This is a genomic window from Chryseobacterium sp. AC417 (assembly GCF_979258215.1).
In genome coordinates this window covers 1,204,642-1,222,862 of sequence record NZ_OZ409845.1, presented here as the reverse complement: position 1 = coordinate 1,222,862, position 18,221 = coordinate 1,204,642, and the positions used below count along the sequence as shown (strand labels likewise).

The window sequence follows — 18,221 nt, the reverse complement described above, 5'->3', positions numbered from 1 at the left end:
TTGAAGAGAATGGTGAATTTAAAATTACCTTAAATAAATATTTTAAAATTGACAAGTGTAGTGAATTGATCTGCAGAGCAAAATTGACAATTATCTTTAAACAATGAAAAAAATCGGTTTATTTTTCGGGTCTTTCAATCCTATTCATATCGGTCATTTGATTTTGGCAAATTATATTCTTGAGAATTCGGATATGAATGAATTATGGTTTGTGGTGAGTCCGCAGAATCCTTTTAAAGAAAAAAAATCTCTTTTGAATGATCATAACCGTTTGGATATGGTACAACTTGCCGTAAAAAATTATCCTAAAATGAGGGCTTCCAACGTAGAATTTTCTTTACCCACTCCCAGTTATACAGTGGATACTTTGACGTATCTCAAAGAAAAACATCCTGAATATTCTTTCAGTCTGATTATGGGAGAAGATAACCTCATCAGTTTTCACAAATGGAAAAATTCGGATATTTTAATTAAAAATCATCACATTATTGTGTACCCGAGAGTTTTTGACGGAGAGAAAAAAGATTCTGAATATCTGCAGCACGAAAATATTTCTATCATTAAAGCTCCAGTGATTGAATTGTCTGCAACTGAGATTCGCTCAATGATCAAAGAAGGTAAAAACGTAAGACCTATGCTTCCTCCGGAGGTGTTTGAATATCTTGATGGGAGTAGTTTTTATAAGTAGTTGTTAGTTGTTAGTTGTTAGTTGTTAGTTGTTAGTTGTTAGTTGTTAGTTGTTAGTTGTTAGTTGTTAGTTGTTAGTCAAAATTAAATCAATATGGAATTCTTTGAAAATTTTTTCTCAAAATATAGTCAGGAAAAAGTCATAAAATGGTTTAAGCAAATCTGTATAGCAGAAGCTATTTCTTGGTTTTTTCTATTTACTGCGATGATCTGGATTCGTGTTGATCCTGAAGGTATTTTACCTATTATTTACATAAGCACAATAGGGAGTATTCACGGATTATTTTTTACGCTGTATCTCATCTTTTTGCCTGCAATAAGAAAAATTTACTCTTGGGATGACGAAGATTCTGTTTTCGCATTAATCTCTGCATTCTTCCCTTTTGCCACAATTTGGATTGATAAAAAACTGGCTCGTTTCGACAGAGAATAAAAAAAGAGGCTTTTTTTTGAAGCCTCTTTTTATTGAAATATTACATTTAATTATCTCGAATAACGTGTCCTGTCACACTCAATGTATGTGAACCTGTAGAATTGGTATACGTTCCGTTGATTGTAAAATCAATGTATTGTCCTATCGCACCATAATTGCTTATTTGCAGCGTAAGATTATTCCCGTTAGCACTTATATATCCTCCCGAAGATTCTAAACTAAAATTTGAAGTATAAGTACCGACCGCAGAGGGGTTTTGGGAGCTAAAATTAAAACTTCCTGTTGCATTTTGTGAACTTACATTTAATCCTCCAGTTCCGATTGGAGTTTGTAAATTTCCAATAGCATTGATTGGAGAAATAAAATATTTAATTGCTTGTGCATCTGTTTGACTTGTAATAAATTCTGTCGTAGCAGTGCAAACAGTAAGATTACCCAAATTAGTTGTAGGAGCAGCTGCGGTAAAATTAATATCTCCTGTTGTTTGAAGATTTGCGAAATCGGCACCAGAAAATGTTAACTGCTGACTTGATGCACAACTTAAAACATTAAAAGAAAAGCTTCCATTATTGACCTGTGTGGAATAATAAGTAGAAAAATAATTTGTGCCTGAAGTATACGATAAATACGCAAGTCCGTTTGTCACATTATTGCCAGAACAATCCTTAAGAGTACCTGTAATTGTTATTGTATTACTCAAACTCTGCGAAATTGTAATTGCAGGAAGTATATTGGTAGAATTATTTGCAAAAGGGCCAATATTATTGGTGACAATTACATTATTACAAGCGTCATAAATTCTCATAATTAAATTTTCGCCAGCTGGTATAATTCCCGATGCGTTTCCGTTTCCATCTGTTGTGGCAGAACTGGAAGACTGGTTTTGTCTAAATATTTTTACATTGACGTTGGTCAAAGGTTGTGCAGCAGAGTTTTGAATATGAACTTTCAAAATACATTGTGGAAATTGTACATCGCAATTCCACCAAGAAAAGTGACTTACATTTCCTACATAAGCATTTCCAACCTTCGTCGCAGAACCTTCTTCCTGCCAAATCCCTGTAGTTTCGTTGAAAGACCATAAAGGTATGGTTGCCGGAGCTGTTGACGTTTGACTTGCATCGATCGCGACCGTCATCTCGGCTGTATGATTGTTTGCAATCTGAAGATTTTGTCCGGCAGCACCCGTCAACTGTACATGCAACATTCCAAAAGTCTCCATTATTCGGGCATTTCCTGCTGCGTTGTTTGCGAGAAGAGATCCAGGCATCAACTCGTTTAAATACTGGTCTGAAGGTTTTAAATGAAACAGGGCAACATTTACGTTTCCAGTGTATGCATTTCCATTGGCGTCTTTGAAGCTGCCGTCAAATTTTACTTTGGTTCCATTCGGTAACGAAACAGTTGCTGTCGCTCCTGAAGCGATCGTGGATGTGTTGGTTGCAGGAATCATCATGATATTGATTCTGTTGCTTCCGCTGGTAGGAACCATGGTGCGAGAACCATTCACAAAACCGGCTTTCGTCACTTTTACGTAAGCGAAGTTTTCTTTTACATCGGCATTTTTAATTGCAAAAATACCCTTAGAATTAGTTTGTACTGTTGTCGAACCAATGGTAACCGACGCACCCGAAATAGGAGTTCCGTTTGTTGCTAAAACTAAACCGTGGAAATTTCTTTGTGCCGAATTTCCAAAATTAAAGTTTGTTTCCTGATTTTCCTGATTTTCGAGATCGATAAAAGAATCGCTTTTACATGATACGAGCAGTAGAATAATCATTAATAATGAGTAAAGTTTTGTCATAAATTATTATTTTTTTTGTGAATTTAAAATTACTCAAAAAAAAGTGAATTCAAATATTATATTTTTTAATGTAACAAAACAGTTCATTAAGTTGTCTAATTATCTAGAAAGCCAAAGTAATAAAAACTTTTAAATAAAATTTTAGTAACTAACATTCAGCAAGTTATAATGCAAAATAAATTATTTTTACTACTTTGTATTGCATGATACTAAATTTATTACATATCTTTGCAATATTCAATAATGACAAATACAAGCATCTATAAACTATTAAACTTAAGATCATGAAAACGCCACTTCTTATCGCCGCTATATTTTTTACCGGATTGACATTTGCTCAGGAAAAAAAATCAGACTCAGTAAAAACTACAAAAATTGAAGAAGTTGTACTGAAGAAACAGGTTTTCAAAAAACAAAGCGACCGTTTTGTGTACGATGTTGCCGCTTCGCCAGTTACGAAAGGAAATACAACGTTTGACTTGTTAAGACAAACTCCCCTAATTTCTACAACAGATGATAAAACATTAAAAATTGCAGGGAAAAACAATGCGTTAATCTACATTAACGGAAGAAAAACCAATATGGATGCTGAGTCTCTTACTCAATTCCTTAAAAACACACCTGCAGAAAATATTCAGAAAATTGAAGTAATCACTGTTCCCGGAAGTGAATTTCAGGTAGAATCTTCAGATGGTATCATCAACATTATTTTGAAGAAGAAAATGAGTGATGGCACAAGTGGAAACATGAGAATGTCTAATTCGCAGAACAAATACAATTCAAGCCAAGCCAGTTTTTCTGTTAACTACAGAAAAGACAAATTGGGTATTAGCGGAAATTTGAGTGGTGGTGAAAACATTCAGGCTCAAAGCTATATTTTAAAAAACGGAATAGGAAATGTAAAAAACGAATCTGTAGGAACTATTGACGATCCCAATAAAAATATCGGTGGATATCTTAATTTTGACTATCAGCTGAATGATAATCAAAATTTAGCTTTATCTTGGAATTCTTGGGCAAATAAAAGTTATGATTCTTCGATTGATTTATTGAATACTTTAACCCAGCCTAATCAGAACGGTATTTTAGGGATTACTCAGACCAAAACCAGAAACAGAGAAAACGCAAGAAATTATAACAATTCTGTCAATTTAAATTACGAATTAAAAACTGATTCTCTGGGAAGTAAGCTGAATGTGAATGCTGCATATCTTCATTACAGGAGATTCCAGTATTCTGACAACAGTACATTGCTTCCTGATAACATAGGCACATTTGCCAGAAAACGAATCACTATCATACAAGATATTCCGCAGATCATTAATAACTTTTCGGGTACGGTAGATTATATCCAGAAATTCAAAAATAATTTTACAGCTTCTGTTGGTGGAAATTTAAACAAAACAAAAACCGATAACGATACAAAAAATTATAGTTATCTGTTTGTAGATCAATCAGGAAATGATATTCCGAATGTGCAGCCTTCACTAGATTTTAATCATTTTGTATATGACGAAAGTATTTATGGTTTGTATCTGACTCTTGAGAAGAAATTCTCAGATAAATTTTCAGGAAAAATCGGTGCAAGATATGAGATCACAAACAGTTTGGGAACTGCTGACAGCCCAACAAACATTAATCCCGAACAAAAACAGCAGAGAATTGAAAGAAATTACAATAATCTATTGCCTTACTTGAGCTTTAATTACGCCATCAATGATAAGAATAACATTTCTTATGCATTCTCGAGCAGAATGAGAAGACCGAGTTTTTGGGAGCTTAATCCTGTAAAAAATTATATTACCGAAAACAATTATACTCAGAATAATCCTTTTGTAAAAGCATCTTCCATATATAATCAGGAATTGACTTACATGTATAAAAATTCTTACTTTTTAATCTTAAATCATTCCTTATTTAAGGATCAGATCACACAGGTTCCTTTACAGAGAGAGTATATGGAAAATAATATTAAAAAAGTACAGCTTGCTTACATCAGAACCAATTTCGGTACGAAACAGGAAATGTCTGCAATGTTGGGGATTCAGAAATCATTTTTTAATCAATATCTCACCACTAATTTCAATATAGGACTTCAGCGTAATGTGAATGATGGTTTTTTGAATACTGATCCTACAACAGGACAAGTCTTTGACGATTATGTAAATACGACAAAATCGACCAGTATCCTGATCCAAACCAATAATACTATTCGCCTGGATAAAAAGAAAACCTGGTTTTTAGGTATAAATTATTTCTATGTAAACAAACAGCAAATTGAATTAGGAATGCTGAAAGATCTCATGAGTTTAGACCTCAGCATAAAGAAAAACTGGAATGACTGGACATTTGCATTAAATCTTAATGATGTCTTAAGAACCAATATTGTAGAGATTGAAGATTTTCAGGACGGCGGTAACTACAACTATATCAGAAACGATCAATACAAACAAGGCGGAACTTTCAGCATCACGTACAACTTCGGAAACCAGAAAGTGAAAAAAGTAAGAGATATCGAAGGTGCATCAGATGCCATTAAAAGCAGAACGAGATAAAAAATCATTTCTTCATATATATTATTTTGTAAGAGAAACCTGCCGGGAAACCGGTGGGTTTTTCTATCTTTAGGAGTATGAATAAATTTTGGATCTTTTTGTTTTTCATCTTTATCTCCGGGTGCAAAGAGAATACGATCAACTTCGGAAAAGATATTTCCTTTGATCAGGAGATGGATCTCTCTTATGGAAATGATGCTGAACAGAAAATAGATTTGTACCTTCCAAAAAACAAAGATTCCATCAAAGGAATTTTTGTAATCATTCATGGTGGCGGTTGGAAAGCAGGAAACAAAAGTAATCTGACGTTTTTCACATTATCATTGATGAAGAACATGCCAGATTACGCTTTTGCAAATATCAATTACCGATTGGCAGATGCAGACTCTTTGCTCTTCCCAATCAAACTGATGATATTGATAGCGCTCTTGGCTTTTTAAATAAAAGATTAAAGTCAAATTCTAAATTTATTTTGCTGGGAAACAGCGCAGGAGCACACCTATCCATGTTATATGGTTACAATTCTTTTTTGGATTTTAAACATCGTAACAAAATTAAAGCGGTAGTTAATATTGTGGGACCCGTAGATTTGTTGCATAAAGATTTCGCTCAATATCCTGATTATCATTTTGTTGAAAAGCACATGATAGGTCTTAACACTCCTACTACAACTGATCTTACAAGCAGAGACATTCCAAATCCTTTATATTGGATTAATGAAAAATCTCCCCCTACTATTTCCTTTTATGGAACCAATGATCAAATTATTCCTTTATCGCAAAAAAGGATTTTAGATTCAGCTTTACATAAAAATGGTGTCTTCAATCAGTCTTTCGAATTTTCTGGCGGACATCTGGATTGGGATAATGAGAGAAACGCACCGTTTTTGATTAATAAGATCGACGGGTTTTTGAAAAACATCAAATAACATCAGATTATTTAATTCAACTTTTTATATAGATTTATTTTTTCGAGTCCGTAATTATTCATTCTGATTACAGAAGCATCAACGTTCCAATATGGTAAATTCTCGTAAAGCTGATTAGATAATTTCTCAATTCCGGGAATATGTTCCTGATTAAACTCAAAATTTCTTTCCGCTGTCACCACTTCGATACCACTGTGTTTGTTACGATATCCTGCAGGAATGCTGAAAGAATTTACTTCAACAATATCCTCCCATTTTACATATTCACTTTTCTCAGATAAAACAAAATGAAATCCCTTTTCTTCGTATCTGAAAATTCCATTAAAATTCTGCAGAGCATCTATTTCTTTTTCAACAGATTCATATTCATCATTTGCAATTGAATTTGGATACTTAATCTTAACAATTGAAAATATTATGAATGCAAAACAAATGAGAACAAGGAAATAAGCAACACCCGCATTCTCAAAATCAGAATAATTGTAAAGCACAAATCCGAGTGCTAAAATGCTCAATACCAATAGAGGTTTCTCCACAATTTCATTTAAATTATATTATCAAACCTATTCAGACTTCACAACATCCGTTCTTTCCGAAATTCCATTCGCATTGAAAGCTTCAATCTGGAAATAGTAAGAATCTACCCGATCTGCTCCGGTGAAGAAATATTCGTTTTTACCGTAAACCATAATGCTTCCGTACAATTTATCAGGAGATTTTCCCCAATAAATAACGTAACCATCGGCTTCTGAATTTTGTTGCCATTTCATCCAGATGCTTCTTCGCTCACCATATTTTTTAGGATCTGCTCTTAAAGGCACAAATCCCTGCACTTTTCCGGGCTTCGTTCCTGCTCCTTTTCCAAATGCTCTGAAACCGCTTAATGCAAATTTTCCAGTCGGCATTTTCAGATTTTCCATTTTTAAATATCTTGCTTCGGCCGGTTTTTCCAATTCTATATAATCGTGTGGAACATCTTTGGTATTTTTACTTTTATCGACAATGACTTTCCATTTTTTACCGTCGTTTGAACCGTAGATTTTATACTGATGCATTTTGCCTAAAGTTTTTCCCATAAATTCTACATCCTGATCTGCATAATTGACCTGAATTGCATTGATGGTAGAAACTTCACCTAAATCCGTCTGAAACCACTCACCAGAATTGCCTGTTTTTGCACTCCAATACGTTTTAATATCTTCATCTACCGCATAATTGGAATGATAACCTCCTAAAGTTGATGAAACCTGAACGGGTTTATTGTAATTCAGTAACATCCAATTGGTGAAAAGTCCTTTTGAGAAATCTTTACCCTGTGCAAACTGCGGAAGTAAAGTAGGATAATCACCGTAAGCAGTGTTGGTATACATGACGTCATCTTTATCAAAACCTGCAGGCCAAATTCCCAAACGTCTTTCAAAATTATTTTTAGTCGAAATAAAAATCGTTGAAACGTGCCACCAGTTTTTAAAATTGTCTTCGAAAGTTGCTCCATGACCTGCTCCTCTTGCAAAGCCGCCCGGTTTATATGAAAACGGATTGTGCTGTTGGTACTCGTAACCTTCCAAAGGATTTTTTGAAACATACACTCCGTCAGAATAACCGCTGAATTCTGTTGCCGGAGCGCCATATTGCATATAGTATTTGTCTTTATATTTTGTCACCCAAGCTCCTTCTACAAAGGGTTGAAGAAAAACATTGTCGTTGTACTCCCCAAATCTTTCCCAACCGTGATCTTCGGGTTTTAATCTTAGAATTGGTTTTACAAAACCTTCAGACTGCAAATTTTTTACCTTTACTTCAGTTCCCAAAAGCGGCCATTCGTTGCTTGATCCCCAATACAGATACAATTTATTTTTGTCTTCATCATAATGAAATGCAGGATCCCAAGCTCCAACTTTTAGTGTATCAACCGCAATTTTCCAGTCGTCCTGAGTTGGGTTTGTGCTTTTCCAGATCGGGAAATCAGATTCCCAAGTTGATCCATAGACGTATAATGTATCTTTCATTGCCCACACGGCAGGTGCGTTCAGATCGTGGGTGTATTTATTATCTCTGAGGAATTTTCTTTTGACAAATTTCCAATCGAGCATATTGTCGCTGTGCCAATATCCTTCCTGATTGGTAGAAAACAGAAACAGTTTTTTCTGAAAATTGACAATCACCGGGTCTGCTGTTGCACGGTGTTTCCCTTGTTTTGAAAAAACTTCAAAAGGCGTGTAACCATAATCGATATTGATTGGATTACAGTAGGTTTTCTGCTGCGCATTTGAGAATAAACTGAATACAACAGTTAATAAAAAAATATATTTTTGCATCTGAAATAATTCTTGAATACAAATTTAATTAAAGTTTTTTGGGTTTGGTGATGAAAGCTTCGTGATTAAAGTATTTAAATAATAGAAAATGTTTACTACCAAAAATTTAAAGATTTCTTTAATAAAAAATTTAGCTGCTTTATAAAACAAAAAACCCACCGCAATTGCGGTGGGTTTTTATCTGCTCACGGATTATAAATCCGCGACATCGGGTTTTTTTCTAATTTCTCAAATGTACTTTTCGATTTCCTGTTTGAGATTTTCGAGTTCGGTTTGATTAAAATATTCCAGACTTCGTAAATATCTAAATCCTGCTTTATATTGAACTTCACGCAAATTGTATTGTTTCAGCCACAAATTTATTCTGCTGTTTCTGATCAGCTGTAAACTTGCAATATTAAAAAACCTCGCAAATTGCGAGGTTCTTTATTTATATGCCACACGATACAATCGTGCGGTAGCGAGATTTATAATTTAATATAAGATATTGCACCATCATGTCTGATTGATATTATCCAACTTAAATTTTGATTTGATATGTCAATATCATCTGCTGAAGGATACCAAATATCATTAAAATATTTACAGAAGTCTTTTGTTGAAAATTTATCAACATTTACAAAAGAGTTCCAAGTAACATATATACTATTATCTTCTTTTAAACTTAACTCTTTTATTAAATTAAAAAAATTAAAATTTTCATCTTCAGCATTTAATTTATCAAAAAACACCTGTTTTTCGCTTAGATCATTATCAAAATCTTTTTCTTGAATTTGGTATTTTTTTATAATATTATATTTTATCTTAACACATTCTTCATCTATTAACTCATCGTAAAAAGGAAACTCAATATTATATTCTTTTCTAAATAATTCTTTTTTAAAACTTTCCATTTTTTAATGCTTTATTGGTATTGCTCCACTAATTCCTCCTTTTCCTCTTTTTCCTCCTGTATAATCCCAATAGTTAACGTGTGGAAATTCTTCACCAGTACCTGGCTTAGCATTCGGATGGGCAGGATCTAATCTATACCCTTTCAATCCGGTTCCCCTTTGAGGACTTCCAAACTTTCCAGTACCCATTTTAGGTAATGTTTCTGACGCTTCTAAACCAATCATAGACTTTGCTTCAGCTAATGCACCTTTTGTGCCTGAAAGACTTCCTTTTGCAGCACCTAAAAGTTTCAATGCATCATCACCCTGCCCTTTAACTAAAAGAATGGGGGCAATAGCATACTTCAAATCAGAATCTGAAGAGCCTAAAATCATTCCTCCCACCTCAAAAATCGCAAACGGATCACCCGCACCTCCCATCATTTTTATTCCTCCTACAGGTAATTGAAAAGCTCCTGCGCTCATACCTTGAATTGCTGTTCCTTTGTCTGTAGCGAAAGCAGAATTTTGAAATCTTCCATTTTGATCCATTACAGTCCCATCTCCATTTAAAGAATAGCTGTAGCTACTCGTTTCAATACCGGCTATACTAGTTGAACCTTGTATTGTAGCACTTTCATATACTTTACTTACACCAGTATATCCTGCTGCTTTAGCTTGTTCTACCGTATTAATATTTGGATCATAAGTATAAGATTTGCCTTTAGCTAAATCAAATTGCTCGATCCAACCAGTTCCTTCTCTTCCATCAGGATCAATAAACATAATCGGATTATTAAATGCATAATTATAAGGACTATGTCTAGTCATCTTCTCCGCCAACGGATCCACCACACCCCATCTTCCAATATCCGGCATATAAAATCTTGCGCCGTAATCATACATTCCCGTCTCCTGGAGTTCTTTCCCGTTGTACTTGTAATTATAATAGCTGCCCAGATAGCCTTTATCTACACCACCTATATGATTAAGACCAAAAGAGTAATAATCATTAGTATCTGTAATTTCGACACTGCCGTCGGCCTTTTTAGCGTAACTCACCCTCGCATTTCCAAGATGATCTCTGTATTGGTAAATGTAACGATTTTCAGTAAAACTATAAAATCCTTCTGTAGTACCAACAAAATCCAGTAAAAAAGCAGGCTCTAATACTATCGGAATTGGATCCATATTGCGATATGCACGCTGTTCGTAAGCAAATTCAATTGGACACCACATGCATGGTGTTATAACTTGAGTTTGATTATATTGAAAACCATCAAGATAATCGGTAATTTTTGTAGTGGTAGCTCCTCCACGCTCGGGACGTGTTGTAAATTTTTTTCTGAGCTTTAAACCATCTCCCCTGTACAGATAATCCATAGTATAACTTCCAAAAACAGGATCATACGGCTGAAAGATCAACATTTTTGATGGTAGGCTCAAATGATTATAAGTAATACTCGATATACCTTTATCCGGCATAGTAGTCATATTTCCATTATTATCGTAAGTCATAATCCCGTTACCACCTTCATACCCAATATCTAAAGATGTCTCAATAACTTGCGTGAGGCGGTTACCCTCATACTGATAGTCAAGATCATCTACTTTCAATGCTATCGTACTGCCCACATCAGGATAAGCAAATCTTTTGAGCGTTTTTATGTTGCCATTTTTATCATAGGTCAGATTCTCATTATAATAGAAGGTATTAGGATCTGTCTGATCGGGTTCTGTATATACAGCATCTAACAATCTGTTTAAACTGTCGTACGCATAAGTATATCGTTTCCTGCTGTTGACGGTGGACATATTCCAATCGACTTCTGCAATATTTCCATTATACCTGCCGGAACCGGCAGCTGTGTATTCAGGATTTGTATATTTTATCTTATAACCGAAAAAATCAGTTCCAAGATTTACAGCATCATTAATTTTTGTCATCCATCCACGGATGTTGTATTCATAATCAATGCTTTGCAAAGGTGTTGTCGGATTGGTTCCGCCGACTTTTTTGGTTTGTAACTGCGACAACTCATTGTAGGTATTCTGAGCCAGAATTTCCTCTGCATTGTTATCTACTTTATGTCTGTGAACCAGCGGTCTGTTTTGATGGTCATACGTAAAAGTTTCTGTGATGACCTTTTCCGTATCCGAGTCCAGCCTTTTGTGTCTTGTCACAGCCTGTTTGGTAACTCCGGCAAAATAAAGCTCAGATTCTGTTTTGGTATAACCTCCGAGGTGGTTGATAGAATGAGAGCCAATTGCCCTTCCTTTTTCATCGTACCAGGTATAATTTTTTGTCCAGTTATCATCCTCGATGTTTTTCACATGAGAAGCAACGGGTAGACTTTTGGTACTGATGTTTGAATTTTGGGCATCCTGTGTCAATACATTTTGACCTAGCACTTGAGTAGGCAGTGCGGGACTTCCTGTAGGATAGGTGTCGTAGTAATTAACGGATAATAAAGTTATTATCTCATTAAACAGGATATTCGTGTAATACACTTGTATTCCGTTTTTTGTAAAACCTACTGCGTCTCTCGAATCGACAACTACGTAATTGTTGGCGACATTCTGTAAGGATTCTCTGGGTGCTGCAAGGATAATGCCGGTATAAGCCACTCTTCCAAATGGATCATATTTCGTGAAAAGCCATTTCCCTTCTGTACGTAGATTAGCATCCTGTGTAAAAATAAGCCTGTCAGCTTTATCATACACCATGTGTTCCCAGCCTTTTCCAGGAAGCTTCTTTTCTACCAATCGGTTTCTGCCGTCATACTTATATTGATAGCAAAGGTCATTTAACAGATTCTCAGTAATTGCCTGATGTACTGCTAAAGGTGGAATTACAAATGCCAACTGATTATATTCATTGTAAACATAGTAGGTATCAACATTATTGAGTCCGTCAGTTTTTCTCACCAATAACGTTTGTCCTTGTCCGTTTTTAAATTCAATAGTTATGTTCCCGTCTTCATCAGTTATAATGTTTTTGTACAATTGGTTAGGAGGGAAGGTAATGGCACTTGATAGGCTTAAAACTGATGATATGCTGTCATTAACCCAACTTGTCGTTGTCTCAAATTTGTATACTTCACCACTGTAATTGGTTTCATATCCGAACTGTACCGGCTTATTCGTCCAGGCATTACCTACATGGATTTGCTGCTGAATCCTGTCTAATGGTGAGTTTTCTAATATTTTCTCAGAATAAATTTTCTCAGAGCCATAAATCGCAGGGTTGGAAGCGTAATCCAACGGCGCAGTAAAAATGCTGCCATTGGCAGTGAAAGTCTGTGTCACAGGAAGATAATCTCTCACCTGTCTTCCAAAAGCGTCATATTCGATATGGGTAACAACATCTCTTCCCAGAGGTGATGCTTTTACGTTGACAACCTGCTTGGGTCTGCCCAAACCGTCAAAATATTGAACGGTTTCTATTTGTTTGGCTGTTGAACTTGATATGGTGACAGGTTCAAGATATACTCTGGTTTGTACATAGTTTTCTGCATTCGTTGCCTGTGCATGGTATAACCCTACTACAAACAGTAAATTGATGAGGATAATAAGTTTTTTCATGTATTTTTATGGTTTGTAGTTGTACCTGAACTCTTTCAGAATATTACCTGACGCATTGTTTTCTCTGATTTCTTTTAGACGATTTGCTGAATCATATAAATAAAACTCCCTGATTCCTGATGGCGGAGTGATACTCGTTACACCAATTAAAGGATCGTATGTGTAAGTGCTGATTTGGGCGTTTCTTCTCGGTAAAGCTTCAAACTGCTTTCTGAAAATATCTAACTGAGCAATTAAATCGTTTTCAGATACCGGAGTTCCTTGTGAGGCATCTGTAACTGAATATTGGACAATGGTATCAATCATTGCTTGAGGAATATCACTCATACTTGCACCTATGAGTTTTGCAATAGGCTGAGTTTGATTGTAACCCCAGATTATCGATGTCGGTTTACCTTCCCTCGTCGTGTACTGTAATAAATTTCCCTTCGAATCATACTGATCAAAAGTGACTTCTGTAGAATTTAATCCCAAAAGGTCAGTTGATTTTACTTCATATGGAAGTGCAAGTCCGGAAGTTTTGACATCGGCGTCTGATTGTGAAACAGGATAAACTTTTTCTGTTTTTGACAATGTTTTTGTAGTACTATTTTCTGTTTTCAAAATCGTAGTCTCCAATGGAATACCAATTATATTTTTACTTATCATTAGCTGATTTCCTTTCTCATAAGCGTATTGGTAATTTGTTTGATTTGTGCTTAAATCAGCATAAATATTTTTCTGACTACTTAACTGAAAATGCAGAGGATTATTATAAAAATAATCTGTCTGAGTTAACAGTGGGTTTTGTCCGTTTGTATCATATAAAGTTGTTTTTTTAGAAGAGAGAAAATGAAACTGGCTTCGTAATTGATACCTGTTGATACCGTAATATTTAAAGGTAATAGTAGAAGTATTTCCATAAGAGTCGGTTGTTATCTCCTCGGTAGTTTTTACTACTCTTCCAACATAATTATTTATAGTTTTATTAAAAACAGGATTTAAACTATAAATAAACTCTTCTGAGCTTAGTGTAATAAAATTATTATTAACCTTTCTAAATGTTTTATTCAACTTTTCGCGTCCAGCAAGAAAATTATTAGAGAAAGAGATTCCTCTAAAAAGTTCATCTTGACATACATATTCTGGGAATGTTTCTTTATTGTCCGAAAAATTATGCAAAACTCCACCCTTTTCAAAATTCTCTCCATAACTCTCTACCACGTAAGGATACATAATCATGTAACCATCTAATGAAGATAAATTGACTTTGGGATTAGAATTCATGGTATATTTAGATGTTACAATGGTTGTCGAGTAATTGTAAATTTTTGATGATTGAAACAAATCAACATTTCTATCAAGTTGAGGATCTTCTGTTGCAAAAACTCCAGAAGTAGTATCGAGACTTTCTAATTTTCCGTAAAAGTATTTTTTAGTTTCTATATTTCCATTATTATCATAATTTAATGTTTTTGAAACTCTCATTCCCGCTACAGGATCATTAACTCTAACTGTGTAGGGCGAACCTGCAGGAGCATTGATGAATGCATTAGCACCTAAACAAGGGCGACTCACTCTACTTTTTAATTTATAATTAATACCTGGTGATAGTATAACAGTTGTGTTGGCAGGGGTTTCGTTTGTAGAAAGAGACTGGATTATAACTCCTGTGTCTGCGTTTATTACATTTACACTTACTTGAGGAGGATGTACAGGATCGTCGGCTCCGCAATCCCTCCATGCTACAGCATACAAAGTAGCAGTGATATTACTGTTTACAGTAAAGATTTGTGAATAGACAATGGTATTGTAGCCAACCGATTCAGAAATTACAGCATCAGCCAATTGTACAATAGGAGGAGTAATTGTTTTATCTCTAGAAATAGAATTAGGCTCATAAACCAATTCTGATTTGCCTTTTGTAGGATAATAAATGTTTTTCAACATTCCATTTTTAGTATATATATAACTAGGAGTTCTATTAGAACTTATATTTTTAAATGCATTATAAACTGCATCGGTATTATTTATTGGATTTTGATTTACAAGGTTATTGTATATAATATTACTGTTGTTAGTTGCACCATTATAATATCCATAAATATCCTTTGCAAAAGAATGCCTTGGAGGCAACTGTTCCGGAGAATAATAATCAAATGCATATTTTATGAGACTTTCATTAGTCATAGGAGCTACTTCTTTGATTTCTTTCAAAAAAATATGTTTTTCATTAGTATCTGTATATGAATTTAATATTCCCGAACTATTAAGAACCCCATAACTATAGTAATTAAAAATAAATTTCTTTATAATATTTAAGGTATTGTTAAATATATCAATAGAAATAAGCTGTTTGGATTGATTGGAATTAGGATCTATTTTTTGATAATTAAAATTAACTTTTTTATCATTGATTATAATTTCCTTTAAAAAAGATGTATCATGACGTAACTCGTTATAACAAGGCGGATATAATACTGCATTAGGTAAGCTACTATTATTGCCTCCGGATATAGCTTTCTGATAGTATGATTGTATATATTGAAAATTTTCTTGTTCGTAGTTCAGAAATATTTCTTGTCCCTGATTTGTCTTTATTTTACTTAAATACCATGCCGTATCATATAATATTGGTGGGGTTACACCTCCGCAGTGACTCCTGTTGAATGATTTTTCAACGGCATTTATTCCGCCAAAATAGTATTCTGTTCCATCAATATCTATAATTTTAAATTTTGGCGTTGCATTGTTAGGGGCAGGTAATCTTTCAATCTTTATATTCGATGGTTCAATTTGGACGATATCATTCCCTTCAAAATAAAATTTCCCTGAAGTCCCTAAAAAGTTAAAATGAAATATGTCTTTCTCTGTATCTATTGTCCCATTGGCTACATTCGCACCTTCAGCACTATCATATAAGCATAAACTTGTAGTATTTACATTAGTGAAAGGAAACTGTAGATCATCAAGATCATTTATTTGTCTTGATATAACTCCACCCGCAATTAGATTCCAATCTATTCCTAGCTGTTTAGCAACCCCATCAACCTGAACTCCATTTGAATTATAAGTTATATTTATCGGAATACTCAAACCTGACTCTTGTAAAGTATAGATATTTAAATTAACATTCGGAGATCCTGTAAACATTCCTACAGGAACATTTCCATATTTCCCAAGTTCTGAGGCTTGTGGTGAAGGGGGAACAATCTTGGGGAGAAAATCTTCATCTTGTGCCCAATACATTTGCATAGCTATTAATCCAATAACAGTAATTATTTTTTTCATTATGTTTTTATTTCTTAATCAATTTAGCGTTCGCAGTTTTATTCGTATCCGTTTTTATCGTCACCAAATAAGCTCCCTGAATTAGATTCTGCGTATTGATCTTCGTGATTTTGTTTTTGGTTTTTAGTGTTTGGAGCTGTCTTCCGCCCATGTCATAAATCGTGATATCTGCTTCTTTAAAATCAAGCCCAATCTCCACATAACAGTAATCCGAAACAGGATTCGGATAGATTTTAATATCCTGCTTTTCAATCAACTGATCAAGCTGTTTATCGCCCAACTTAACGATCTTCCAGTTTTCCTTTCCTAATTCTTCGGCACTGGTTCCAGCTAAAATAATTGAGCCGTCTCTGTTTAATTTGATGTCAGACAAACGTTCTTCCTTTTTTCTAGATTCTCCCTTTACGTGCTTTCTCCACTGTTCGCTGCCTTCAGAATTTAAATACAACATCCAGAAGGTTTCGTCATCGGTTTCAATTCTGCCTTCTGCCTGTGTATAACCACCGAGTAAAATTCCCTGAGTTAAATCTTTATTCTTTGCTCTTTCATCTTTCCTCTGAATCACATTCATCCCCATCAAAACATCCCTGTTTTTAAAATTGTAGGATTTTTGCCACAGTTCTTCACCTCGGTCATTTAAAGAAATCAACCAGATGTCGGTTCCTTCTTCAATTCCTGTTGTCTTATTTCCTGATCTTTCTGATCTTGATTCTCCGCCAACGATAAATCCTGTAGAAGTCATTGCCAAAGTCCGCAAATGGTCATCACTTTTACCTCCAAAGTTCTTTTCCCATTCTACTTTTCCTTCTTTATTCAGCTTTACAATCCAAAAATCACCTTCTCCGAAGTTTTCGGTTTTCTTGGAACCGCCAACAGTACTTCTTGAGTAAATTCCGAGCAAAGCACCGCCATCCAAAGTAGGAATCATTTTTTCCACTTCATCCAGTCCCTTGCCGCCTAAAATGATTTGTGACAATTCTTTTCCGTTTTTATCCAGTCTTGAGATCACTACATCTTTCGATCCGTGACCTTTTGGAGCATTCTGAACATTTCCTGCAACAAAAAATCCGAAATCTGTAGTTTGGATCACTGCTTTCGCTTCTTCATCCTGAGCCGATCCTAAAGTTTTCTGCCATAGCTCGTCTCCGAATTCGTTGATTCTGATGAGCCAGATGTCGCTGCCGCCTTTTGCATTGTCTTTTTTGTCTAATCCTGCGTTGGAGTACGAAGTTCCTGCCAGTAAAAAACCGCCTTCCTGTGTGGCAACCGTTGCAGAAAGAAAGTCATGGTTTTGTCCCGATAAATATTTTTCCCAGACTTCCTCACCCTGCTGGTTGAGCTTTACCAAATGAAAATCGTAACCGTTATTCTGTTTGTTTTCGGAAGTCAGTTTTTTTGCCTGAATGGAACTTCCTGTAATGAGATATTGCTGATCGATCGTTGTGGTCACCTGAGAAAGAAAATCCTGAGTGGAGGATTTGATGTCTTTCTGCCATACCACATCCTGAGCATAGAATATTGCAGCAGCGCACAGAACTGCACTCGTGTAGAGCTTTTTCATCATAGAGTTTTAATTTCTTATGGTTATTATTTTATGTTGCGAATTTAACTTTTTTTAACGTATATTATAATCTCATTAATGAGAATTAATATGACTGATATCACATTTCAATTCGACAAATCTAATTTGTCATAACGACAAAACTTGACGTGTTATTAACAAAAGGCAAGCTCTTAAAAAGTCATACTATCAGAGTAAATAAACATAA

Annotated in this window: 12 protein-coding genes; 5 read left to right on the top strand and 7 right to left on the bottom strand. The window is 34.8% G+C overall.

Annotated features, from left to right (window positions below):
- Positions 1-103: 103 nt before the first annotated feature.
- Positions 104-688: a nicotinate (nicotinamide) nucleotide adenylyltransferase gene (gene nadD, locus ACZZ9T_RS05950; RefSeq protein WP_463441306.1), complete on the top strand. Its 585-nt coding sequence runs from the start codon at positions 104-106 to the stop codon at positions 686-688.
- 93 nt (positions 689-781) lie between these two features.
- Positions 782-1,120 (top strand): DUF3817 domain-containing protein, encoded by a 339-nt coding sequence (locus ACZZ9T_RS05945; RefSeq protein WP_463441305.1) that lies wholly within the window; start codon positions 782-784, stop codon positions 1,118-1,120.
- A gap of 46 nt (positions 1,121-1,166) precedes the next feature.
- On the opposite strand, the gene ACZZ9T_RS05940 is transcribed toward ACZZ9T_RS05945, so the two are convergent.
- On the bottom strand, positions 1,167-2,924 hold the full coding sequence (locus tag ACZZ9T_RS05940) for a carboxypeptidase-like regulatory domain-containing protein (RefSeq protein WP_463441304.1): 1,758 nt from the start codon (positions 2,922-2,924) through the stop codon (positions 1,167-1,169).
- A gap of 284 nt (positions 2,925-3,208) precedes the next feature.
- On the opposite strand from ACZZ9T_RS05940, the gene ACZZ9T_RS05935 reads away from it, so the two are divergent.
- The 3 genes from ACZZ9T_RS05935 (at position 3,209) to ACZZ9T_RS05925 (ending at position 6,407) form a co-directional block, all read left to right on the top strand.
- On the top strand, positions 3,209-5,479 hold the full coding sequence (locus tag ACZZ9T_RS05935) for a TonB-dependent receptor domain-containing protein (RefSeq protein ID WP_463441303.1): 2,271 nt from the start codon (positions 3,209-3,211) through the stop codon (positions 5,477-5,479).
- 77 nt (positions 5,480-5,556) lie between these two features.
- On the top strand, positions 5,557-5,919 hold the full coding sequence (locus ACZZ9T_RS05930; RefSeq protein WP_463441302.1) for a hypothetical protein: 363 nt from the start codon (positions 5,557-5,559) through the stop codon (positions 5,917-5,919).
- Positions 5,802-6,407 carry a hypothetical protein gene (locus ACZZ9T_RS05925; protein WP_463442984.1) on the top strand — a complete coding sequence of 202 codons (606 nt, stop codon included), beginning with the start codon at positions 5,802-5,804 and terminating at the stop codon, positions 6,405-6,407. The genes ACZZ9T_RS05930 and ACZZ9T_RS05925 overlap by 118 nt, the downstream gene beginning before the upstream one ends.
- Positions 6,408-6,418: 11 nt before the next feature.
- Here the strand turns inward: ACZZ9T_RS05925 and ACZZ9T_RS05920 are convergent, their stop codons facing one another.
- From ACZZ9T_RS05920 to ACZZ9T_RS05895, 6 genes are all read right to left on the bottom strand, one after another.
- Positions 6,419-6,943, bottom strand: a complete 525-nt coding sequence (locus ACZZ9T_RS05920) for a hypothetical protein (protein WP_463441301.1) — start codon at positions 6,941-6,943, stop codon at positions 6,419-6,421.
- Positions 6,944-6,970: 27 nt separating this feature from the next.
- Complete coding sequence (locus ACZZ9T_RS05915) at positions 6,971-8,725, bottom strand: discoidin domain-containing protein (protein ID WP_463441300.1); 1,755 nt, start codon at positions 8,723-8,725, stop codon at positions 6,971-6,973.
- Positions 8,726-9,192: 467 nt separating this feature from the next.
- Positions 9,193-9,618, bottom strand: coding sequence for a hypothetical protein (locus tag ACZZ9T_RS05910; protein WP_463441299.1), 426 nt, complete (start codon positions 9,616-9,618; stop codon positions 9,193-9,195).
- 3 nt (positions 9,619-9,621) lie between these two features.
- Positions 9,622-13,182, bottom strand: coding sequence for a DUF6443 domain-containing protein (locus ACZZ9T_RS05905; protein WP_463441298.1), 3,561 nt, complete (start codon positions 13,180-13,182; stop codon positions 9,622-9,624).
- A 6-nt stretch (positions 13,183-13,188) separates the two neighbouring features.
- Complete coding sequence (locus tag ACZZ9T_RS05900; protein WP_463441297.1) at positions 13,189-16,452, bottom strand: RHS repeat domain-containing protein; 3,264 nt, start codon at positions 16,450-16,452, stop codon at positions 13,189-13,191.
- A 7-nt stretch (positions 16,453-16,459) separates the two neighbouring features.
- Positions 16,460-18,013, bottom strand: coding sequence for a T9SS type A sorting domain-containing protein (locus ACZZ9T_RS05895; RefSeq protein ID WP_463441296.1), 1,554 nt, complete (start codon positions 18,011-18,013; stop codon positions 16,460-16,462).
- Positions 18,014-18,221: the final 208 nt, after the last annotated feature.